We start from the raw sequence: 20,278 nt of genomic DNA, 5'->3' as shown, positions 1-20,278 counted from the left end.
ATGTCCCGTCGCCTCATCGTCCCCGCCCTTGCCGTCGCAACAGCAGCCACCCTGCTGGCAGGCTGTGGCACGCTGGGAGGGAAGGCGAGCGCCGTCGCCAGCCTGGCGCCCACCGGGGCGATTTCGCCCAACCCGACCGCAGGCAATGTGACCTTCACCGCGCTGGATCACGGCGTACGCGTGGCGGGCGAGGTGCGTGGTTTCGCGCCGGGCACGGAACATGGCTTTCACATCCATGAAAAGGGCGACTGCGGCGACAACGGCAATGCCTCTGGCGGCCACTTCAATCCTGCAGGTGGCACGCACGGGAAGTTCGGCGGACCGGGCAGCCACGCCGGCGAGTTGCCCAGCCTGGTGGCCGATGCCAGCGGCACTGCGCGCTTCAGCGTCGACGTGCACTCGATCTCGCTGACGGACGGCGCCGCCAACAACGTGGTCGGCCGCGCGCTGGTGGTGCACCGAGACCGTGACGACTTCACCTCGCAGCCGGCGGGCAATTCGGGGCCGCGCATCGCCTGCGCACTGATCACGCGGCGCTGATCGGCTCTCAGGCGCGCCGCGACAGCAGCAGCGCCTCCGCCCGCGCGAGGTCCGCCAGCGTATCGATGTCCGTCACGACACCTGCATCGTCGACCTCCAGTTCTCGCACGGCATTCGTCGCGCGCAAGCCGCGCAGCACGGACGCCGCACCCAGGGGTCCGGACAGCGCCATGAGGGCGGGCCCGTTCGATGCCGCGAACCCCACCGGATGACCGCGCGCACCCGCATGCACGGGCTGCACCGCCTGCCATTGCGAGGAGGATGGCGACAAGGCATCGGCGATGCGCCGCAATGTCGCGGGCTGCACCAGCGGAAGGTCCGCAGGCAGGATCAGCCACCCGCCCGCATCCGCCGTCGCCCGAACAGCCGCCGCGATCGAATCGCCCATGCCAGGATGGCCCGCGTCTTCCAGGTGCCACGGCAGTCCGCTCTCCCGCACCGCTGCCAGCGTGTGCTCCAGCACGGCCCGCCCGTCCAGCAAGGCCCACAGCTTGTGCGCCGTGCCACCCGAGGCGAGAAAGCGCTCTCCGCGCCCGGAGGCGAGCACGATGACGGTGGGAGCACGCAATTCCATGCCCGCAGTATCCACGCCCGGCGTGCGCAACAATCCGCCTCATGAGTTTTCCCAACGACACCCTGGCCGCTCTGCGCAAGAGCTACGAGCGCGCCGAGCTGGACGAGGCGAGCAGCGCGCCCGACCCGCTCATGCAGTTCGAGCGCTGGCTCGCAGAGGCCATCGACGCCCAGCTGCCCGAGCCCAACGCCATGACACTGGCCACGGTCGGCAGCGACCTGCGCCCCTCGACCCGCATCGTGCTGATCAAGGGCTACGACGCGCGCGGCATCGTCTGGTACACGAACTACGACAGCCGCAAGGGCCAGGAGCTCGCGGGCAATCCGTGGGCGGCACTGCAGTTCCACTGGGTCGAGCTGGAGCGCGTGGTGCGCATCGAAGGCCGGGTCGGCAAGGTCGAAGAGTCCGAGAGCGATGCCTACTTTGCGAGCCGCCCGCTCGATTCACGCATCGGCGCCTGGGCCAGCCCGCAGAGCGAAGTGATCAGCGGGCGGGACGTGCTGGTGAAGAACGCGGCCTTGCAGGCCGCGAGGCACATGCTCTCGCCGCCGAGGCCGCCGCACTGGGGCGGCTACCGGTTGGTGCCCGACCGCTGGGAGTTCTGGCAGGGCCGCAAGAGCAGGCTGCACGACCGGCTGCGCTATCGGCGCGAGGACGACGCGTGGGTACGCGAGCGGCTGGCGCCTTGAAGAAAACAAGTTCAGCGGCCCACCACTGCGTCCGGACGCCGATCACGAATTCAAGTAGTCGCTACAGCAGACCCGCCAGCGCCATCACGATCGACACGGTGAGCAGCGCCAGCGCGGTGGACACCGCGACGCTCGCCGTCACCAGGTGCTCCGCCGTCTTGTAGCGCTGAGAAAAGAGAAACACGTTGGCGCCGATCGGCAGCGCCGCCGCCACCACCATCACCTGCAGCGGCAGCCCGCGCAATCCCAGCAGCCCGCCCAGCAGCGCGACCAGCGCGGGGTGCGCGAGGTTCTTGATCAAGGCCTGCGACAGGGCCGCGCGCCATTGGTGGCCGATCGGCGTGGCGGCCAGTGTGATCCCGACCATCACCAGTGCGATGGGCCCGAAGGCCTGGCCGAGCCATGCGATCGGCTTGTCGATCGGCTCGGGCAGCGTCAGGCCGGTCTGCGCGAACAGCAGCCCGGCGATGATCGGCAGCGGCACCGGATGGACGATGGCACTGTAGAAAGCACGCCCCAGCGTGCGCAGGATCGGCATGCGCTCGCCGCCGGGCTGGCGCGCCTGTTCGCGCGCCACTGCGAGCTCCAGCACCAGGGTCGCGCTGGTCAGCAGCACCAGCGAGTGCAGCGAGATCAGCGTCAGCAGCACCACCATGCCTTCGGGGCCGAAGGCCAGGCCCACCAGCGGGATGCCGATCATCACCGTGTTGCTGAAGGTGTTGGCCAGCGCGATCACGGCCGCGGCCCGGTTGAAGCCACGCACCACGAGCGTCCCCGCGAAGATCAGGCCGGCCGCGAGGAAGTAGGCCGCCACCGGTCCCAGCCTCAGTTGCTCCACGTGCACCGTGCTCATGGTGCGAAAGAGCAGCGCGGGCGCCAGCAGCAGGAAGATCAGATTGGACAGGTCGCGCACGGCGCCGCCGGTCACCCAGCCCCGCCGCCCTGCGATGAAACCAGCGCCGATGAGCAGGACCACGGGCACGAGCGACGAAAGGACCGATGAATTCACCGCGCCGAGCATACAAGGGGCCGGCTGCGCAACGCCGGCACCGGCTGCACGTTTCTGCACGGCTGACTATGATGGACCGCTCCCTTCCTCGCCCTGCCCCAGGACCCTCATGAGCATCTCAACCACACGCCTCGGCCGCACCGGCCTGACTGTCTCGCGCCTCGCGCTCGGCACCATGACCTTCGGCTTGCAGACCGACGAGGCGGTCTCGTTCCGCATCCTCGACAAGGCCACCGAGGCCGGCATCAATTTCCTCGACACCGCGGACGTCTATCCACTCGGTGGCACCGTCGACATCACCGGCCGTACCGAAGAGATCATCGGGCGCTGGCTGCAATCGAAAGGCGCGGGTGCGCGCAGGCGCTTCGTCATCGCGACCAAGGCGGTCGGCAAGGTTGGCCCGAACCCTTGGGACCAGGGCGCGTCGCGCAAGCACCTGCTCGATGCGATCGATGATTCGCTTGCGCGCCTGCAGACCGACCACGTCGACCTCTACCAGTTGCACAGCGACGACCGCACGACGCCGCTCGACGAGAGCCTGGAGGCCCTGGACACCATCGTCCGCTCGGGCCGCGCGCGCTACGTGGGCGTGTCGAATTTTCTGGCCTACCGGCTCGCGCGTGCCATCGGGGTCTCGGAGCTGCACAAGCTGACGCGCATCGTGTGCGTGCAGCCACGCTACAGCCTGCTGTTCCGCGAGATCGAGCGCGAGCTGTTGCCCCTTGCGGACGAGGAAGGCCTGGGCGTGATTCCCTACAACCCGCTTGCGGGCGGGCTGCTCACGGGCAAGTACAAGCCCGAGGTTCAGCCGGAAGACAACACGCGCTTCAAGCTCGGCACGGCCGGCTCGATGTACCAGGACCGCTACTGGAACGAGCGCAGTTTCGCGACCGTGGCGCAGTTGCACGCGCTGGCCCAGGAAGCCGGCGTGCCGCTTGCGACGCTGGCGGTGGCGTGGGTCATGGCCAACCCGTTGGTCACCGCGCCGCTGCTGGGCGCCAGCCGGCCGGAGCAGCTGGATGCGACGATCGCGGCAGCCGCCTACACGCTGGACCCTGCGCTCAAGCGGCGCCTCGACGAACTCACTGCCGAGTACCGCAAGGGTGACGCACCGCGCTGAAGAGAACCCCGACGCGCCAGGCATATCAGGGTCCACCCTAGCTACCAATGTTGGTAGTTGTGGGCGGCGACGCCTGCCGGCCTAATCCGCCCACAACGCCACGGAACCGAGCCACCGGCCACTGTCGATGGCCGCTGGACACCTGCGTCGCCGAGGCCGGATTTACACAGGAGCGCGCCGATGCACAAGGGAAATACGAACATGCAGGAACGCAGCGCATGGACCCGGCCGACTGCACTCCAGCCCCTCCCGGGCGCGTGCGACAGCACGAGCGTGATGATGTTCGACGGTTCCTCATTCGCCACGCGCGAACACTTCGGACCGGTGTGCGAGTGGCTGCGGCGGCGCCTCGACGAAGGCGGACCACGCCATCGGATCCTCTGCGTGGTCAGCGCCCCGTCAGGGCTGACCGAGCAGTACCACGACACACTGCTGGCCCTGAACCAGGCCCCGAGCGACCGGCTGGTCGATGCGGGCCTGCCGCTGGCAGACAGCATGGGCGCGGTGCTGTTCGCGGCGGCGCTGGAGGCCCACGGCATCCGCGCCACGGTCGCATTGGGCAACCAGATCGGCCTTCGCACCGACACCAACTACACGCGCGCTCGGCTGCAGGGCATCAGCCTCGCAGCGCTGCGCCGGCAACTGCTGCAACATTCATTGGTGGTCGTGCCGGGCGGGCAAGGGTCGGCCGCCCGAGGCGGGCAGACGATGTGGATGGGCAGGAACAGCGCCGCTCTCTCGGCCATCGCGCTGGCCGCTGCACTGGGCCAGGAGGAGGTGGAGGTCTATTCCGACAGGCCGGGTGTGTTCAGCTGCGACCCGGACCTCGTCGACAGCGCGACGCTCATTCCGCGCCTGCCTTATTCGCAGGCGATCCAGATGTCGACCTCAGGCGCGAAGATGCTGCACCACCGTGCCCTCGAACATGCACTGCAGAACCGGCTGCGCATCGTGTGCCGGCGCAACCATGCCAAGTTCGAGGCCGGGACCGTGCTGGTGGCCGACGCCGCGTTCCAGCCAGCCGTCGTGCCGGACGCGCGTTCGCAGACCTTCGAAGCCGATATCGGCACTGCCGAGGACGCGGCGCGCCAACTGGCCGCCGTCGAGGTACCGCATGTGCTGATGCCCGGCACCCGCGCAGGCATGCGGCGCGTGGTCGTCACCTCCGGCTTCTTCGATGCCTGGCACTTCCTTGCGATCGAGTGCCAGTTGCCCGTGACCAGGCAGAACACGCTGCTGCTGACCCGCGTGAGGCTCGACGGTGGCGTCAAACGCGAACTGGTTTCGCCGTCTGCACTGGCCGCCCGGGCACGAGAGCTGCACGACATCCATTGCACGCCGGGCTTGCCGCGAACGCCGCCACAGACACACGCGCCCTCGTCGAGCGCGCAGCCGCTGAGCGCACGACTGGCCGTTCTGGCCCATGCGCAAATCCCAAGCCATGCTTGAGCAGCCGTGCTCGGATGCCGCCGCGCCAAGGCGCGGCGTGCTCCTGCAGCACTCGATCAGAAGCTCGCCCGCAGTCCCACCTTCAGGCTGCGCCCCGGCAGCGGTGCGTCAGGGAAGGCCGTGGTGGTGAGGATCGACGTCGCGCTGTAGGCCAGCTTGTTGGCCAGGTTGTCGATGCGCGCATACCAGGTGAGGCTGGCACGCTGCACTTTCATGCGGTAGGTGATGGCCGCATTCCACAGCGTGAACGCATCGGTTGGCCGGGCGCCCATGCTTGGCACGCGGCGCTGGGCCGCGTAGTGGTCAAAGCCCAGCCGCGCCATCCACGGGCCGTTGCCGTGGGCCAGCGTGGCGCCCACGCGCAGCGGCGAGATGCGCGGCAGCGGCTCGCCGGTGTCGGTGTTCTTCGCGCGCACCAGGTCGCCACGCCACTGCAGGTCCAGCGTCGAACCATCGGCTGGCTGGGCGAAGCCGTCGGTCCCGAGCAGCCGCAAGTTGCCGCTGGCCTCGAGACCGCTGAAGCGCGCGCGCACGCCGCGGTAGACGAATTCGTCCACCACGTCGGGGAACACGAGGCCTTGGGCGGTTTCCATCGGGCCCGGGTTGATGTTGCCTTCCGCGTCGCGCACGTTGCCCGAGGCCTCCTGCCCGATGTAGTTGCGAAAGCGCGTGACATAGGCATTGACACGCGCGTTGTCGGCCCCCGACTTCCATTGCGCGCCGAGGTCGAAGCCCACCGACTTCTCCTTCTGCAGGTCAGGATTGCCCACCTCCCAGGCCGCCGTCGCGACGTGCGGCCCGTTGGCGAAGAGCTCGTAGTCCTTGGGCGCACGCTCGGTGTAAGCCAGGTTCGACGTCAGCTGCCATTGCGGCGTCAGGTTGACGAGCGCACCCAGTGCCGCGCTCTTCGGACGGAAGTCGCGCTCGCCGATTGCAAACCGTGTGACATCCGGATCGGGCGAGCCCATCGACCGCACCTTCACCCGCTCCGTGCGGGCGCCGAAGCTCAGGCGGCCCCACGACGTTCCCAGTTCCTCGTGAAGAAAAAGGGCATCCGAGCGCGTGCGGCTGTGCGGCGCGAAAGCCTCCTCGCCATCTGCCGAGAAGCGGTTGGTCTCGCTGCTGAAGCCGACCAGTCCGTCCAGGTCGCCGATCTTGCGGTGCCTTGCCTCGACGCGCACGTCGTTGCTCTTGTTGGCGAAAACGGTGCCGGGTTCCGAACCTTCGAACTCGGTGTGGCGGTAGTCGGTTTGGCTGAGCTTGCCGTGAATGCTGGTGAAGAAGCCGCCCGGCCGCCATTCGCCTTCGAGCGCATAGCGATCGGATTTCATGTCGATGGTGACGTCGTCCTCCGCGACGGTGCCATAGTTGCTGCGGTACGTGCTGGCCGAGGCGCCGATCCAGCCCTGGCCGAAGAACAGCGTGCCCCCGATCGCGCCGCCGTCCGCGCGGTTGGCGGAATTGCAGATCCTGCGTGCTAGGCCGAACCGGCGCGGGCTTTCGCAGCCCAGCTCGATCGGCACCCGGGTGTCGTCCGCATCGCGGCTGAAGGCATCGACATGCAGCGCGTAGCGGTCGGTGCCGCCTTCGAGCACGATGCCGCCGCTCTTTTCGCGGCTGCCCGTCGCGTAGCCGGCATCGGCGCGGCCGCCAAAGCCGTCGAGGGGCTCGGTGGGGATGCGGTTGTCGATGATGTTGACGACCCCGCCCACCGCGCTGCCGCCGTACTGCAGGGCCGAGGGACCCCGCAGCACCTCGATGCGCTCGGTCACCAGCGCATCGACGGGCACCGCGTGGTCGTAGCTCAGTGACGATGCATCGGGCGCCGCGGCGCCGTTCTGCAGGATGCGGATGCGATCGCCGTCCTGGCCGCGGATCGTGGGCCGGCTGGCGTTGGGCCCGAAGTAGCTGCTGCCGACACCGGGCAGGTTGTTCAGCGTCTCGCCCAGCGTCGGCTGGGCGCGCAGCAGCAGCGAGTCTCCGGACACCGACGTGGTGGGCACGATCAGGTCACTCGAACCCAGCGGGTTGCCAGTCACGGTGATCTCGGGCAGCGCGGCGCGGTCGGGTGCGGCAGCGCCGTCGGATTGCGCCCAGGCGGCGCAGGACACGAAGGAAAGAACGGCAATGCCCACGGCGCTGCGCGTGAAAAGGGATGACATGTGATTGAAGCTCGTTGAATCGATGGAAAAGCCGGCCGTAGCTCGCAAGCGAGCGCAGCAACCGGCAGGCAAGGCGGATTCAGCGAGCGGAAGGCGGGCCGCGCGCGTCGAACAGCGCGACCCAGCGGGCGAGTACTTCGCCTTCGAGATAGAGGAAGACGGCCGCCGGCAGCATGACCGGCAGCACCACGGCCGGCACGCCGAGCGCGGCCGGGCCATGGGACAGTTGATCGTAGAGCCGGCACTCGGCGTCGGTGTGCGAGCCGAAGAGCGCCGAAAGCCCGTGGGCGACATCGCCTGCTGCGTCCCCTGCGACTGCAACCACGGGGGTCGCCGGCGCAGCATGGCCATGGACCGTCCGGTGCATCAGGCCCAGCGTGGCCGCGAACCACAGCGCGAACGCCAACATGCACAACAGCGCGCGCGCGGAGGCAGTGTGGGTTGCGAGTCGCATCGACGGCATGGAATGCAGGGTCAGGCCTTCTTGACCCTGGACGCAAAGGTCTTCTGGAACTTCTCGACCTTGGGTCCGACCACGAAAGCGCAGTAGCCCTGGTTCGGGTTGTTGAGAAAGTAGTCCTGGTGGTAGGCCTCGGCCGCCGAGTAATTGGCCAGCGGCTTGACCTCGGTCACGACCGGCGCCCGATAGGTCTTGCTTGCCTCGATCTCGCGGATGACTTCTTCGGCGATCTGCTTTTGCGCCTCGTCGACGTAGTAGATGCCGCTGCGGTACTGCGTGCCCACGTCGTTGCCCTGGCGATTCAAGGTGGTCGGGTCGTGCACCACGAAGAAGATCTCGAGGACTTCGCGCAGCGTGATCTGCGCCGGATCGAAAGCGAGCTTCACGACCTCGGCATGCCCGGTGCGGCCGGTGCAGACCTGCTCGTAACTGGGGTTGACCGTTTCGCCGTTGCTGTAACCCGATTCGACGTCCATCACGCCTTGTACGCGGTCGAACACCGCCTCGGTGCACCAGAAGCAGCCGCCACCCAGCACGATGGTCTCGGTGTTCGATGATGGCGTGGACATGAATTTCTCCGAGTTCGAAATGCGGAACCTCGCATTGTCGCGGCTTGACGGCGCGGGATGCGCTCACTACATTACTAACCCGCCAGTCATTAATATTTAGATGCCCCCCTCCCGCTTCATCAGCGACAAGTTCTTTCCCGAGCGCGCCAAGCGCGAGCGCCGCAAGGAGGCGCGCCCCGGAGAGCTGCTGCAGGCGGCGCTGGATCTCTTCGTCGACAAGGGCTTCGCGGCCACCCGCGCGGAAGAAGTGGCGGCGCGCGCCGGGGTTTCCAAAGGCACCCTCTTCCTCTACTTCCCGAGCAAGGAAGAACTCTTCAAGGCGGTGGTGCTCGAGAACCTCGCGGGCCGCTTCACCGAGTGGAACGCCGAATTCGAGGTCTTCGAAGGCAGCACCTGCGACATGCTGCGCTACTGCATGCGCGTCTGGTGGGAGCGCGTGGGGTCGACCAAGGCCTCCGGCCTGACCAAGCTGATGCTGAGCGAGGGTCGCAACTTTCCCGAGCTTGCCGAGTTCTACCGCCAGGAGGTGGTGCGACCTGGGCACGCGCTCCTGCGGCGCATCATCCGCCGCGGCATCGACAGCGGCGAGTTCGCGCCGGTCGACGTGGACCATGCGATCTACGCGGTGATCGCACCGATGATCTTCCTGATGCTGTGGAAGCACTCGGCCATGATCTGCGTCGACGGCCAGTCCGAGATCGATCCCGAAAAATACCTTGCGATCCAGGCCGAGACTGTGCTGCACGGCCTCAGCATGCCGCCCAAGGCGGGTCCATGAAACGCGCTTTGAAATGGGCCGCCGCTGCGCTGGCCCTGGTGCTTCTCGTTGCGGGCGTGCTGCGCGCGCTCGAGGCGCGCCGCATGCAGCAGGCCGCGGCCTCCGCAGGCGCGCCGGTCGAGGCCGTGGTGCAACTGGGCCCGACCGACGTGGTGCGCGCGGCACGGCGCGAGCTGGCGCAGACGCTGGCCGTCTCGGGCACGCTCAGGGCGGTCGACTCGGCCGTGGTCAAGGCCCGCGTGGCCGGCGAGCTGGTGGGCCTCACGGTGCGCGAAGGCGACACGGTGAAGGCGGGCCAGGTCATCGCCCGCATCGAGCCCACCGAATACCACTCGCGCGTGCGCCAGGCCCAGGAACAAGCCGAAAGCGCCCGCGCCCAGGCCGAGGTCGCGCAGCGCACCTACGACAACAACAAGGCGCTGGTGGAGCAAGGCTTCATCTCGCGCACGGCCCTCGACACCTCGCAGTCGAACCTCAACGCCGCGCGCTCCACCCATCGGGCGGCGCTCGCAGCGGTGGACATGGCCCGCAAGTCGCTCGGCGACACGGTGCTCACGAGCCCGCTCGGCGGCCAGGTGGCGCAGCGCCTGGTACAGAACGGTGAGCGGGTCTCGGTCGATGCGCGCGTGATCGAGGTGGTCGACCTGAGCCGCATCGAAGTCGAGGCCACGGTGTCGGCCGCCGACTCGGTCGCGGTGCAGGTGGGGCAGCGGGCGGCGCTCCAGATCGAAGGCGGCGGCGGGCTCTCCGCCGGCGCCGAGCGCAGCGTGGGAGCCACCGTGGTGCGCGTCAATCCGAGCGCGCAGGCCGGCAGCCGCAGCCTGCTGGTCTACCTGCGGCTGGATCGCAGTGAGGGCTTCCGCCAGGGCCTGTTCGCGCAGGGCACGCTGGATGTGGGGCGCACCGAGGGGCTCGCGCTGCCGCTGACGGCGGTGCGCATCGACAGGCCCGCACCCTATGTGCAGATGGTGATCGAGGGCCGCATTGCGCATCGCCAGGTCAAGACCGGCGCGCGAGGCCAGGTCGGCGGCCAGACGCTGGTGACGGTGCAGGGCATCGACGACGGGGCCGTCGTGGTGGCCGGCAGCGTCGGGCCGCTGCGCGAAGGCACGGCCGTTCGCCTGGCGCCTTCCGCTGCGCCCTGACGCCATGTGGTTCACCCGCGTCAGCCTGAAGAACCCGGTCTTCGCGACCATGCTGATGCTGGCGCTGGTGGTGCTGGGCATCTTCTCGTACCAGCGGCTGCAGGTCGACCAGTTCCCCAACATCGACTTTCCGGTCGTGGTCGTGATCACCGAATACCCCGGCGCCTCGCCCGAGATCGTGGAAAGCGAGGTGACCAAGAAGGTGGAGGAAGGCGTCAACTCCATCGCCGGGATCAACGCCCTCACCTCGCGCAGCTACGAGGGCCAGTCGGTCGTGATCATCGAGTTCCAGCTCTACGTGGACGGACGCAAGGCGGCGGACGACGTACGCGAGAAGGTGGCCGCCGTGCGGCCGCTGTTCCGCGACGAGGTCAAGGAGCCTCGCGTGCTGCGCTTCGATCCGGCTTCACGGCCGGTGTGGTCGGTGGCAGTGCTGCCGGATGGCGGAACGAGCGCCGCCGGGCCGCCCCAAGGCGCGAGCGCCCCCGCGGGGGCAGCGCAGCACGCGCAGCGGCAAGCGTGGGGGCCAGGTCCAGCCAACCGACTGCCGTCGAGCTGACCAACTGGGCGGACCAGGTTCTGAAGAAGCGCCTGGAGAACGTGCGCGGCGTCGGCTCCGTGACGCTGGTGGGCGGCACCAAGCGCGAGATCAACATCTACCTCAACCCGCAGGCGATGGAGGCTTTCGGCGTCAGCGCGCAGCAGGTGGTGGAGGCGGTTCGCAGCGAAAACCAGGCGCTGCCGGTGGGCGCGGTGCGCTCGCTGGAGCAGGAGCGCGTGGTGCAGATCGACGCGCGCATGGAGCGGCCCGAGGACTTCGGCCGCATCATCCTCGCGCGCAAGGGCGGCGCGCCGATCCGCATCGACCAGGTGGCACGGGTGAGCGACGGCGCGCAGGAGATCGACAGCCTCGCGCTCTACAACGGTCAGCGCACGCTGCTCCTGTCGGTGCAGAAGGCGCAGGACGAGAACACCATCCAGGTCGTGGACGGCCTGCGCAAGGCGCTCGCAGACATCCAGCCGCAGCTGCCGCCCGGCATGAAGCTCGAGCCCATCGGCGACGCCTCGCGGCCGATCCGCGTCGCGGTCGACAACGTGCGCAAGACGCTGCTCGAGGGAGCCCTGCTCACGGTGCTGATCGTCTTCCTGTTCCTCAACTCCTGGCGCTCGACGGTGATCACCGGCCTGACGCTGCCCATTGCACTGATCGGTACCTTCTGGTTCATGGCCATGTTCGGATTCACCATCAACATGGTGACCCTGATGGCGCTGTCGCTGTGCGTGGGCCTGCTGATCGACGACGCGATCGTGGTGCGCGAGAACATCGTGCGCCACGTGCAGATGGGCAAGGCGCCCTACCCCGCCGCGCTCGACGGCACGCAGGAAATCGGGCTCGCGGTGCTGGCAACCACGCTGTCCATCGTCGCGGTGTTCCTGCCCATCGGCTTCATGGAAGGCATCATCGGCAAGTTCTTCCACGAATTCGGCATCACCATCGTGGCGGCCGTGCTGATCTCCATGTTCGTGAGCTTCACGCTCGATCCGATGCTGTCGAGCGTGTGGCACGACCCATCCATCGACACGCATGGGCAGCGCCAGGGTCGTCCGGCCGGTCTCTACGACAGGACCATCGGCCGCGTCACTGGCTGGTTCGACCGCGCGACCCACCGCCTCGGCGAGGGTTACCAATCGATCCTGCGCTGGTCGCTCGCGCACAAGATTGCAACCCTCATCGCGGCCGTTGGCATCTTCGTCCTCAGCGTGACGATGGTCCCGCTGCTGGGCACCGAGTTCGTGCCCAAGGCCGACTATTCGGAAACCGCCATCAACTTCTACACCCCGGTCGGGTCGTCGCTCGAAGTGACCGAGGCCAAGGCCCGCCAGGTCGAAGGCGTGCTGCGCGAGATGCCCGAGGTGCGCTACACGCTCAGCACCATCAACACCGGCGACGCGCAGGGCAAGATCTACGCGAGCATCTACGTGCGGCTGGTCGACCGCAAGGAGCGCACCCGCAGCGTGGACCAGATGTCGACGGTGCTGCGCGAACGCCTGCGGGCCATCCCCGGCATCACCGTCACCCACGTGGGCCTGCGCGACACGGTCGGCGGCAACAAGCAGATCGAGTTCTCGCTGCAGGGCCCCGACCTGCAGGAGCTGGAGCGGCTCGCGCAGCGCGTGATGGAAACCATTCGCCCGATTCCGGGCCTGGTCGATCTCGACTCGAGCCAGAAGCCCAACAAGCCGACCGTCAGCGTGGTGCTGCAGCGCGACGCCGCCTCCGACCTGGGACTGGGCGTGGCGCCGATTGCCGCCGCGCTGCGCACCCTCGTGGCCGGGACCACCGTGGGCAACTGGCGTGCGCCCGACGACCAGACCTACGACGTCAACGTGCGCCTCGCGCCGGAGGTGCGCAACTCGCCGGCTGATCTTGCGCGCCTGCCCTTCGTCAGCACGGCCATGGGCGCCAATGCCGACGGCTCCAGCCGCATCGTGCGCCTGCAGCAGGTGGCCGAGGTGCGCGAGACCACCGGACCCAACCAGATCAACCGGCGCGCGCTCGCGCGCGAGGTCAGCATCAACGCCAACGTCGCGAACCGTTCGGCCGGCGAGGTCTCGGCCGACATCCGCACGGCACTGGCGGGGATCGCCTTCCCGCCGGGTTACGGCTGGCAGTTCAGCGGCTCGACCAAGAACATGCAGGAATCCTTCGGCTATGCGGTGTCGGCACTGGCCCTGGCGATCATCTTCATCTACATGATCCTGGCGAGCCAGTTCAAGAGCTTCCTTCAGCCGCTTGCGCTGATGACGGCGCTGCCGCTGACGCTCATCGGCGTGGTGCTGGCGCTGATGCTCTTCGGCTCGACGCTCTCGATGTTCTCGATCATCGGCATCGTGATGCTGATGGGCCTGGTGACCAAGAACGCGATCCTGCTGGTGGACTTTGCCATCCGCGCGCGCCAACCCGCCGTCGCCCCCGACGGCACCACCACCCCGGGCCTGCCGCGTGCCGAGGCCCTGCTGCTGGCTGCCCGTGTTCGGCTGCGCCCGATCCTGATGACCACGCTGGCCATGATCTTCGGCATGGTGCCGCTGGCATTCGCGCTCAGCGAGGGCTCCGAGCAGCGCGCGCCCATGGGACAGGCCGTGATCGGCGGGGTGATCACCTCGTCGCTGCTAACGCTCGTGGTGGTACCGGTCGTCTACTGCTACATGGACGATCTCGCCACCTGGGCGACGCGGATCTGGCGCGGCGAGAAGAAGCCCGCACACCCGGTGCAAGGCACCGCCGCGGACGCGGCAAAGCCGGCCCCTAGAATTGAAAGTTTGTCCTGAAGCGACCCCCCAATACCCGATAGGCACGAGGAACACCCCCATGAACGCCACTCACGACCTGGAGCGATTGCGCTTCAACATGATCGAACAGCAGATCCGTCCCTGGGATGTGCTGGACCTCGAGATTCTCGATCTGCTCGCGCAGATCCGGCGCGAGGACTATGTGCCGAAGGCCCATCGCAGCCTCGCTTTCTTCGACATGGAAATTCCGCTGGAAGGTGCCACCCGGAAGGAATCCGGGCAGTGCATGCTTTCTCCGAAGGTCGAGGCGCGCATGCTGCAGGACCTGCACATCAAGAAGCACGAAACGGTGCTCGAGATCGGAAGCGGCTCCGGCTTCATGGCGGCGCTGCTCGCGCACCGCGCCGCGCAGGTGCTGACGCTGGAGATCGATGCCGGCCTCGCCGCCGTAGCCACCGCAAACCTGCGCCGCAATGGCGTGGACAACGTCGAAGTCCGGAATGCCGACGGCTCGGTGCCGCTGTCCAGCGGACCCACCTTCGACGTGATCGTGCTCAGCGGCTCGGTCGCGCGCCTGCCTCAAGGCCTGATGGGCTCGCTCAAGATGGGCGGCCGGCTGGCCGCGATCGTGGGCGACGAGCCGATGATGCGGGCCCACTTCGTCACCCGCGTGGGAGAAGGCAAGTGGGACATCACCCAGCCCTGGGACACGGTCGCGCCGCGCCTGCTCAACTTTCCGGCGCCCTCGCGCTTCGTCTTCTGATGGTCGACCAGGTTCCCCCGGCCCGGCTGGCCGACTGGTTCGCCCTCGACACCGCCGCGGCCCCGGTGCTGCTGGACGTGCGCGAGCCCTGGGAGCGGCAGACCGCGAGCGTCGCGCCGCAGGGCTTCACGCTCGTCGCCATCCCGATGAACGAGGTCCCGGCTCGCCTCGCCGAGCTCGACCCGGCCCAGCGCATCGCCTGCCTGTGCCATCACGGCGCGCGCAGCCAGCGCGTGGCCGCCTTCCTCGCCCAGAACGGCTTCGTGGAGGTGGCGAACGTCGCCGGCGGCATCGACGCCTGGTCGACGCAGCACGACGCCTCCGTTCCGCGCTACTGACCAGCTGACCAAGGACCTCTTCATGCCCGTGTTCCGGCTTCTTCCCCTCACGGCGGCCCTCGCCGCCGCGATCGCATTGCCGGCATACGGCCAGAGCCTTGTCGAACTCTATGAATCGGCCCGCGGCTATGACGCGACCTACCAGGCCGCGCGCGCGCAGTACGACGCCAACCTGGCGCGCGCCGCCCAGGCGAAGGCCGGCATCCTGCCCAGCGTGGGGCTGTCAGCGGGCGCTTCGCGCACCGAGCTCGACGTGCACACGCCCGCAGGCAACGCCTCGCGCGGCTTCAACACGCAGAGCGCGGGCATCAACGCCATCCAACCGCTCTACAGGCCGGCGAACTGGGCCACCTACGAGCAGGGCAAGCGCCAGGTCGATATCGCACAAGCGGTGCTCACCATCGCCGACCAGGATCTCGTGGTGCGCGTGAGCCAGGCCTATTTCGACGTGCTGTCCGCGCAGGACACGCTGTCGCTGGTGCGCGCGCAGAAGGCCGCAGTCGCCGAGCAGCTGGCGGCCGCCAAGCGCAACTTCGAGGTCGGCACCTCGACCATCACGGACACGCGCGAGGCGCAAGCGCGCTACGACCTGGTCGTGTCGCAAGAGATCGCGGCCGAGAACGACCGGCAGGTCAAGAAGATCGCGCTCGACCAATTGGTCGGCCGCCCCGGCAGCGTCCCGGTGCCGCTGGCCGCGCCGGTGCAGCTGCCCGAGGTGGCGCCCGCCGACATGAACGCGTGGGTGGCGCAGGCCGAGGACGTGCATCCCTCCATCCGCCAGGCACGCCTCGGGTTGGACGTGGCATCGCTCGAGGTGCAGAAGGCGCAGGCCGGGCACAAGCCGACCATCGATGCCAACCTGGGCTACAACGTCAGCAACAACCCGCAAGGCACCAGCACGACCACCGGGCGCTCGCGCATCAATGCGGGGACTGTCGGCGTCACCTTCAGCATGCCGCTGTTCGCCGGCTTCGCGATCGAGAACCGCGTCAAGGAAACGCTGGCGCTCGAGGAGCAGTCGCGCTCGGTGCTCGAATCCACGCGCCGCAACGTGACCCAGGCGACCCGGGCGGCCTACCTCGGCCTGGTGTCCGGGGCCGGGCAGGTGAAGGCGCTCGAAGCCGCCGAAGCCTCCAGCCAAAGTGCGCTCGATGCCAACCGCCTGGGCTACCAGGTGGGTGTGCGCATCAATATCGACGTGCTCAATTCGCAGAGCCAGCTCTACCAGACCAAGCGCGACCTGGCCGTGGCGCGCTACAACGTTCTGCTGGGCAATCTGAAGCTGCGCCAGGCCAACGGCACGCTCACGGCGGACGACCTGCGCGCGATAAACGGCACGCTCGCTACCGATGGCCGGGCCGCGGTCGACATGACCGCGACGCCACCGCAAGCGCCGGCTTCGCAGCCGGCAATCACGGGGCGGCCGCCTGGCGCGCCGGTCATCATCCCGCCGGTGCCGCCGGTCCAGACACCACCTTTTGCACCGACGGCGCCGACGATGCCTTCGCCGCCTCCGCCGCCGGTGATCCTGCCGCCTACGCGCTGAGCACGCGCAAACGGCTCACGTCACTGAACGAAATCTGTTCCTCGTTGCCGTTGACATCGACGGCGCTGAACGACAAGCCCTTCGCGTCGATATTGCGAGGAGTGACGGTCCTGCCCTCTTCCGGGGACGCCTTCCAGAAAAATTCGACTTGGGGCCGCTTTTTCCGTCCAAGCGCGTTCCAGACCTCGTAGCGATACCTCATTTCCTCGAGTGGGCGCTTCTCCCAATCGAAGGGGTCCGAGGTCTTTGACGGCTCGAGTGAGCTTGGCGAAACCGTTGCCGCGGCACATGGGGGAGCCGAAGATGCAAGGAGCCGAGTCCGGGAGGACACCAACAAGCGATAGCTCGGATGGACCGAGACCATCGTCGCAGTCACGCCGTACGTGACGAAGCCGGGCATCAACCCGCGGTCGTAGGGTGCAGTGTGCAGTGCCCGCAGGCGCGGGTGCCGAACGGCTGTGGAGGGTAGCAAGGCAGCCCCTTCGAGATAGACAGGACAACAGCGAGGCGGCAAGGTACTCGCTGCTCGACGTCGTGTACATGGAGCCTTTTTCGGCCTTCATGAAGTAGACACCGGTCAGTCGCTGGGTCGGCCTGTGGGTTCCGGAACGAGGAACGCAACGCGACGAGAAACGCACGATTTACTGCTGTGATTACTGGCCTGGTCGTCAGGCGTTTCCCCTCCTTCCGCGAGGCCCACGAAGGGTGTAGGAGTGCACCGCGTCTTCAAGATATGGCGATGGTGTCAGGATATAACTACAAAGCATTCATTTCACAGACCTTTCCTCGATGCCGTCGCAGCGCTCCTCCTCCGTTTCTTCTTCCTTTCGCCTTACCCTGATTGCAGTCTCGGTGGCGGCCTTGATAGCAGGATGCGGTGGGGGTGGCGGTGGCGGCACAGCCTCCAGCATTGCGGCGGCATCCAGCGCAGCAACAGAGGGCAGCAGCAGCGGCCCGGCCAGCGCGGGCGCTCCCGAGGCCGCGGGAAAGCCCGAGAAGATCCGGCGCGCTGTTCGCACACTGCTCGACATCGAGCGCGAGCGCGCACGCGAGCGCGACGTACCTGCCCCGATCGACCGAGGCGACGGCCCGAAGCCCAAGAAGACCGAACTGCAGACGGGTGCCGCCGCCGGTCCCGCAAGCCTGGGCCAATGGTCCTCCGCGAGCAGCTGGCCGATCAATGCAATTCACGCCATCCTGACTCCCGATGGCAAGATCATGAGCTACGGCACCGACCCTGATGGCAATCAGGGCGCGCAGCTCTACTACGACGTGTGGAACCCGGCCACCAACGCGCACAACCTGCTGCAGCATTCCACTCGCACCGACCTCTTCTGCAATGCGCAGGTGGTGCTGCCGACCACCGGCCAGGTGCTGCTCGCCGGCGGCGACACCCGCGGCCTGAACAACGGCACCCCAGTGAACCTGGGGGTGCGCGACACCAACCTGTTCGATCCGACGCTGCTGGAGTTGAAGGCCTCGGGCACGCCCATGCAATACGCGCGTTGGTACGGCTCGCTGTACCCGCTGGCAGACGGCCGGGTCCTGACCGCCGCTGGCATCGACGAGACCGGCGCCGGCGCGGGACCGCCCGAGCTCTACACGCCCGGATCGGGCTGGAGGACCTTGTCCAAGATTGCCAACTGGCCGGCCGACTGGTACTACCCGCGCGGCTTCCTCGCGCCGAACGGCAAGGTCCTGATCGCCAGCGGCAGCACGCTGTACAGCCTCGACGTCGAGGCAGAGACGATGGACACCATCGGCACGCTGCCCAAGAACACCGACTGGATGCTGCCCTGGGCCCTCTTCGATCGCGGCCGCATGATGATGGTCGACGACGAAGGCGGTGCGATGGTGGTCGACGTGAACGGCCGGACACCGGTCATCACGCCGATCGCCGGGCCGGGCACCAACCGCATCTGGAGCACCGCCACCGTGCTGGCCGATGGCAAGGTGGCCGTCACCGGCGGCTCGTCGGAAGACAACGTGCTGGTCGACACCGCCCTTTCCACCCTCATCTGGGATCCGAAGACCAACGGGTGGACGACCGGCGCCTCGGCCGCCAAGCCGCGCCTCTATCACTCGTCGGCAATCCTGCTGCCGGATGCCACGGTGCTTTCGGTGGGCGGCGGCTCGCCGGGGCCCGTGATCAACCTCAACGCCGAGATCTACTCGCCGCCCTACCTTTTCGACAGCACCGGGCAGAAGCAGGCGCGCCCCCTGATCAACTCGGCACCCGCCGCGGTGGACCTGGGCTCGACCTTCGGCATCACGGTGGCGTCGGGCCGTGCGATCCAGCGCGTGACGCTGATCCGAACCGGCTCGGTGACGCATTCGACCAACTTCGAGCAGCGCTTCCTGGAGCTGCCCTTCACGCAGGCGGCGGGCAGTTCCAACGTCAGCATCACGCTGAACGAAGGGCCGAACACGGTGCCGATCGGCCACTACATGCTCTTCGTCATCGACAGCGCCGGCGTGCCGTCGGTGGCCAAGATCATGAAGGTGGATGCCAAGTGGTCGAAGGCGGTCGACCAAGGCAAGAGCTTTACGCTGCCCGCGGCCACGACGGTGCGCTATGGCGCGGACAGCCGGTGGGTACAAAAGACAGCGACCGGCACCGTCGCATGCAGCAACGAATTCTTCGGCGCCAATCCGGCACCCGGCCTGGCCAAGACCTGCGAGGTGCTGACGCCCCAAGTTGCGGGCGTGGTTCCCGGCAACCAGCCGGCTTCCGGCGACAAGCTGGTCGCCAACGAAGGCGGCAACTTCAGCATGGCGAGCGCCGCACTGGTGAGCTTCGGCGCGGACACGCGCTGGATCAGCAAGACCGTTTCGGGAAGTGCGAGTTGCACCAGCACGTTCTTCGGCGTCGATCCAGCGCCGATGACTGCGAAATCGTGCTTCGCGAGTGTTGCACCTACGCCCGCGCCCGCGCCCGCGCCCGCGCCCGCGCCCGCGCCTGCGCCTGCGCCTGCACCTGCACCTGCACCCGCACCCGCACCTGCGCCTGCACCTGCGCCTGCACCTGCGCCCGCGCCTACCTACATAACGCTGGCGAAGGAAGGGGAGAACTTCACGGTTCCCACGAGCACGCTAGTTCGCTACGGCGCCGATTCGCGCTGGACCGAGCGAACGGTGAGCGGCACCGGTAGCTGCACCAACACGTTTTTCGGGACGGACCCCGCGCCCTTCACCGCGAAGTCGTGCGTGACCCCTGCACCCGCACCCGCACCCGCACCCGCACCCGCACCCGCACCCGCACCCGCACCGGCGCCGGCGCCCGCGCCCACGCCCGCGCCTGCTCCCGCGCCTGCGCCAGCGCCCGCACCTGCACCTGCACCTGCACCAGCACCAGCACCAGCGCCAGCACCTGCACCAGCACCTGCACCTGCACCTGCACCTGCACCTGCACCTGCACCAGCACCAGCACCAGCACCAGCACCAGCACCTGCACCTGCGCCAGCACCTGCACCTGCACCAGCACCAGCACCAGCACCTGCACCTGCACCTGCACCTGCACCTGCACCAGCGCCGGCACCAGCGCCTGCACCTGCGCCTGCACCTGCACCTGCACCTGCCCCGGCACCTGCCCCGGCACCGGCACCGGCACCTGCACCTGCACCTGCACCTGCACCAGCGCCGGCACCTGCACCAGCGCCCGGCACGGTGCTCGCACCAGAGGGCGGCAGCTTTACGGTGTCCAGTCCCACGGTGGTCAAGTACGGGGCGGATACGCGTTGGATCACCAAGACCGTCAGCGGCACGGTGAGCTGCACGAACGCCTACTTCGGCACCGATCCTGCGCCGTACACCGTGAAGTCCTGCGTCGCAGGCTGAGCCGA

The 20,278-nt window shown here is 68.0% G+C and carries 16 protein-coding genes and 1 pseudogene; 11 read left to right on the top strand and 6 right to left on the bottom strand.

Features of this window, described 5'->3' with window-relative positions:
• Entirely contained in the window at window positions 1–540 is a 540-nt protein-coding gene (locus E5CHR_RS12020) for a superoxide dismutase family protein (protein ID WP_162579887.1), read from the top strand.
• Window positions 541–547: 7 nt separating this feature from the next.
• Here the strand turns inward: E5CHR_RS12020 and E5CHR_RS12015 are convergent, their stop codons facing one another.
• On the bottom strand, window positions 548–1,114 hold the full coding sequence (locus E5CHR_RS12015; RefSeq protein ID WP_162579886.1) for a nucleotidyltransferase family protein: 567 nt from the start codon (window positions 1,112–1,114) through the stop codon (window positions 548–550).
• Between the two features lie 41 nt (window positions 1,115–1,155).
• Between E5CHR_RS12015 and pdxH the strand changes: the two genes are divergently transcribed.
• A complete protein-coding gene (pdxH, locus tag E5CHR_RS12010; RefSeq protein WP_162579885.1) occupies window positions 1,156–1,803 on the top strand; it encodes a pyridoxamine 5'-phosphate oxidase in 648 nt (215 codons plus the stop codon).
• 61 nt (window positions 1,804–1,864) lie between these two features.
• Here pdxH and E5CHR_RS12005 read toward each other — a convergent pair whose 3' ends face one another.
• Window positions 1,865–2,812: an AEC family transporter gene (locus tag E5CHR_RS12005; protein WP_162579884.1), complete on the bottom strand. Its 948-nt coding sequence runs from the start codon at window positions 2,810–2,812 to the stop codon at window positions 1,865–1,867.
• Between the two features lie 109 nt (window positions 2,813–2,921).
• Here E5CHR_RS12005 and E5CHR_RS12000 point away from each other — a divergent pair, with 109 nt between their 5' ends.
• Together E5CHR_RS12000 and E5CHR_RS11995 are read left to right on the top strand one after the other, a co-directional pair.
• Window positions 2,922–3,932 carry an aldo/keto reductase gene (locus E5CHR_RS12000; protein WP_162579883.1) on the top strand — a complete coding sequence of 337 codons (1,011 nt, stop codon included), beginning with the start codon at window positions 2,922–2,924 and terminating at the stop codon, window positions 3,930–3,932.
• Window positions 3,933–4,112: 180 nt separating this feature from the next.
• On the top strand, window positions 4,113–5,381 hold the full coding sequence (locus E5CHR_RS11995; protein WP_162579882.1) for an amino acid kinase family protein: 1,269 nt from the start codon (window positions 4,113–4,115) through the stop codon (window positions 5,379–5,381).
• Between the two features lie 56 nt (window positions 5,382–5,437).
• On the opposite strand, the gene E5CHR_RS11990 is transcribed toward E5CHR_RS11995, so the two are convergent.
• The 3 genes from E5CHR_RS11990 to msrA all read right to left on the bottom strand — a co-directional run bounded on the left by E5CHR_RS11990 (window position 5,438) and on the right by msrA (window position 8,572).
• A complete protein-coding gene (locus tag E5CHR_RS11990) occupies window positions 5,438–7,543 on the bottom strand; it encodes a TonB-dependent receptor (protein ID WP_162579881.1) in 2,106 nt (701 codons plus the stop codon).
• Between the two features lie 79 nt (window positions 7,544–7,622).
• The gene (locus E5CHR_RS11985; RefSeq protein WP_162579880.1) at window positions 7,623–7,997 is read right to left on the bottom strand and encodes a hypothetical protein; all 375 of its coding nucleotides are present in this window, start codon (window positions 7,995–7,997) and stop codon (window positions 7,623–7,625) included.
• A gap of 20 nt (window positions 7,998–8,017) precedes the next feature.
• Window positions 8,018–8,572 carry a peptide-methionine (S)-S-oxide reductase MsrA gene (gene msrA / locus E5CHR_RS11980; RefSeq protein ID WP_162579879.1) on the bottom strand — a complete coding sequence of 185 codons (555 nt, stop codon included), beginning with the start codon at window positions 8,570–8,572 and terminating at the stop codon, window positions 8,018–8,020.
• A 100-nt stretch (window positions 8,573–8,672) separates the two neighbouring features.
• On the opposite strand from msrA, the gene E5CHR_RS11975 reads away from it, so the two are divergent.
• From E5CHR_RS11975 to E5CHR_RS11950, 6 genes and pseudogenes are all read left to right on the top strand, one after another.
• Window positions 8,673–9,350, top strand: a complete 678-nt coding sequence (locus E5CHR_RS11975) for a TetR/AcrR family transcriptional regulator (RefSeq protein WP_162579878.1) — start codon at window positions 8,673–8,675, stop codon at window positions 9,348–9,350.
• Complete coding sequence (locus tag E5CHR_RS11970) at window positions 9,347–10,495, top strand: efflux RND transporter periplasmic adaptor subunit (protein ID WP_162579877.1); 1,149 nt, start codon at window positions 9,347–9,349, stop codon at window positions 10,493–10,495. The genes E5CHR_RS11975 and E5CHR_RS11970 overlap by 4 nt, the downstream gene beginning before the upstream one ends.
• Window positions 10,496–10,499: 4 nt before the next feature.
• Window positions 10,500–13,828: pseudogene (locus tag E5CHR_RS11965) on the top strand (efflux RND transporter permease subunit).
• A gap of 40 nt (window positions 13,829–13,868) precedes the next feature.
• Entirely contained in the window at window positions 13,869–14,552 is a 684-nt protein-coding gene (locus tag E5CHR_RS11960; RefSeq protein ID WP_162579876.1) for a protein-L-isoaspartate O-methyltransferase family protein, read from the top strand.
• Entirely contained in the window at window positions 14,552–14,890 is a 339-nt protein-coding gene (locus E5CHR_RS11955; protein ID WP_162579875.1) for a rhodanese-like domain-containing protein, read from the top strand. Before E5CHR_RS11960 ends, E5CHR_RS11955 begins: the two co-directional genes overlap by 1 nt.
• 22 nt (window positions 14,891–14,912) lie before the next feature.
• Window positions 14,913–16,436, top strand: coding sequence for a TolC family outer membrane protein (locus E5CHR_RS11950; protein WP_162579874.1), 1,524 nt, complete (start codon window positions 14,913–14,915; stop codon window positions 16,434–16,436).
• Here the strand turns inward: E5CHR_RS11950 and E5CHR_RS11945 are convergent.
• Complete coding sequence (locus tag E5CHR_RS11945) at window positions 16,426–16,638, bottom strand: hypothetical protein (protein WP_162579873.1); 213 nt, start codon at window positions 16,636–16,638, stop codon at window positions 16,426–16,428. The two genes, E5CHR_RS11950 and E5CHR_RS11945, sit on opposite strands and share 11 nt — an antisense overlap.
• Window positions 16,639–17,288: 650 nt before the next feature.
• Here E5CHR_RS11945 and E5CHR_RS11940 point away from each other — a divergent pair.
• Window positions 17,289–20,273: a galactose oxidase-like domain-containing protein gene (locus E5CHR_RS11940; protein WP_197893854.1), complete on the top strand. Its 2,985-nt coding sequence runs from the start codon at window positions 17,289–17,291 to the stop codon at window positions 20,271–20,273.
• Window positions 20,274–20,278: the final 5 nt, after the last annotated feature.

The sequence above is a fragment of the Variovorax sp. PBS-H4 genome (assembly GCF_901827205.1).
GTDB lineage: Bacteria > Pseudomonadota > Gammaproteobacteria > Burkholderiales > Burkholderiaceae_C > Variovorax.
Note: the sequence above shows the minus strand (reverse complement) of the source record. Positions and strands in the feature narration are given on the sequence as shown.

What these genes read in the sequence shown, in the direction of transcription:
- E5CHR_RS12020 (WP_162579887.1), top strand. Translation starts at nt 1, where the DNA reads ATGTCCCGTCGCCTCATCGTCCCCGCCCTTGCCGTCGCAACAGCAGCC.
- E5CHR_RS12015 (WP_162579886.1), bottom strand. Translation starts at nt 1,114, where the DNA reads ATGGAATTGCGTGCTCCCACCGTCATCGTGCTCGCCTCCGGGCGCGGA.
- pdxH (WP_162579885.1), top strand. Translation starts at nt 1,156, where the DNA reads ATGAGTTTTCCCAACGACACCCTGGCCGCTCTGCGCAAGAGCTACGAG.
- E5CHR_RS12000 (WP_162579883.1), top strand. Translation starts at nt 2,922, where the DNA reads ATGAGCATCTCAACCACACGCCTCGGCCGCACCGGCCTGACTGTCTCG.
- E5CHR_RS11995 (WP_162579882.1), top strand. Translation starts at nt 4,113, where the DNA reads ATGCACAAGGGAAATACGAACATGCAGGAACGCAGCGCATGGACCCGG.
- E5CHR_RS11990 (WP_162579881.1), bottom strand. Translation starts at nt 7,543, where the DNA reads ATGTCATCCCTTTTCACGCGCAGCGCCGTGGGCATTGCCGTTCTTTCC.
- E5CHR_RS11985 (WP_162579880.1), bottom strand. Translation starts at nt 7,997, where the DNA reads ATGCGACTCGCAACCCACACTGCCTCCGCGCGCGCGCTGTTGTGCATG.
- msrA (WP_162579879.1), bottom strand. Translation starts at nt 8,572, where the DNA reads ATGTCCACGCCATCATCGAACACCGAGACCATCGTGCTGGGTGGCGGC.
- E5CHR_RS11975 (WP_162579878.1), top strand. Translation starts at nt 8,673, where the DNA reads ATGCCCCCCTCCCGCTTCATCAGCGACAAGTTCTTTCCCGAGCGCGCC.
- E5CHR_RS11970 (WP_162579877.1), top strand. Translation starts at nt 9,347, where the DNA reads ATGAAACGCGCTTTGAAATGGGCCGCCGCTGCGCTGGCCCTGGTGCTT.
- E5CHR_RS11960 (WP_162579876.1), top strand. Translation starts at nt 13,869, where the DNA reads ATGAACGCCACTCACGACCTGGAGCGATTGCGCTTCAACATGATCGAA.
- E5CHR_RS11955 (WP_162579875.1), top strand. Translation starts at nt 14,552, where the DNA reads ATGGTCGACCAGGTTCCCCCGGCCCGGCTGGCCGACTGGTTCGCCCTC.
- E5CHR_RS11950 (WP_162579874.1), top strand. Translation starts at nt 14,913, where the DNA reads ATGCCCGTGTTCCGGCTTCTTCCCCTCACGGCGGCCCTCGCCGCCGCG.
- E5CHR_RS11945 (WP_162579873.1), bottom strand. Translation starts at nt 16,638, where the DNA reads ATGAGGTATCGCTACGAGGTCTGGAACGCGCTTGGACGGAAAAAGCGG.